The following is a 744-nucleotide window of genomic DNA, read 5'->3' on the forward strand; positions in this document are numbered from 1 at the left end:
GTAAAGACCGGGGTCTTCAACGACGTTGACGGCAACCAGTGCGCCGATGCGGGCATCGATACGATAACCTATACGTTCACCGTGACCAATGAGGGCAACGTGAGCCTGTCGGGCATAACGGTTACCGACCCATTGTTGGAGGCGCCGAACCCGGTAGTGGCCATCGTGTTCCAGGGCGGCGATACCGACAACGACGGCGAGCTTGACGTAACTGAGACCTGGACCTACACCGCCACCTCATATGCCATCACACAGGATGACATCGATGCGGGCGAGGTAGTCAACCAGGCTACCGCTACGGGTACTGCACCAGACCAGAGCACGGTAAGCGACCTTTCGGGAACCGAGATAACCAATGACGACCAGACCGTTGTCGAGCTATGCCAGAACCCTGACATCGCGATCGTAAAGACCGGGGTCTTCAACGACGTTGACGGCAACCAGTGCGCGGATGCGGGAGTTGATACGATAACCTATACGTTCACCGTGACCAATGAGGGCAACGTGAGCCTATCTGGCATAACTGTAACCGATCCATTGCTACAGGCACCGAACCCTGTGGTGGCAATCGTTTACCAGGGCGGCGATACCGATGGCGACAATGAACTTGACGTGGACGAGACCTGGACATACACCGCTACATCCTATACCATCACACAGGATGATATCGATGCGGGCGAGGTAGTCAACCAGGCTACCGCTACAGGTACTGCACCAGACCAGAGCACGGTAAGTGACCTATCG

1 protein-coding gene is annotated in these 744 nt (G+C 56.3%); it reads left to right on the top strand.

Annotated elements, in window-relative coordinates; genetic code table 11:
- Positions 1-744: CLIPPER-2 domain-containing protein (locus LS48_RS14680; RefSeq protein WP_117590241.1), on the top strand; the 744-nt coding region annotated here is incomplete at both ends.

The sequence above is a fragment of the Aequorivita aquimaris genome (assembly GCF_001573155.1).
Classification (GTDB): Bacteria; Bacteroidota; Bacteroidia; order Flavobacteriales; family Flavobacteriaceae; genus Aequorivita; species Aequorivita aquimaris.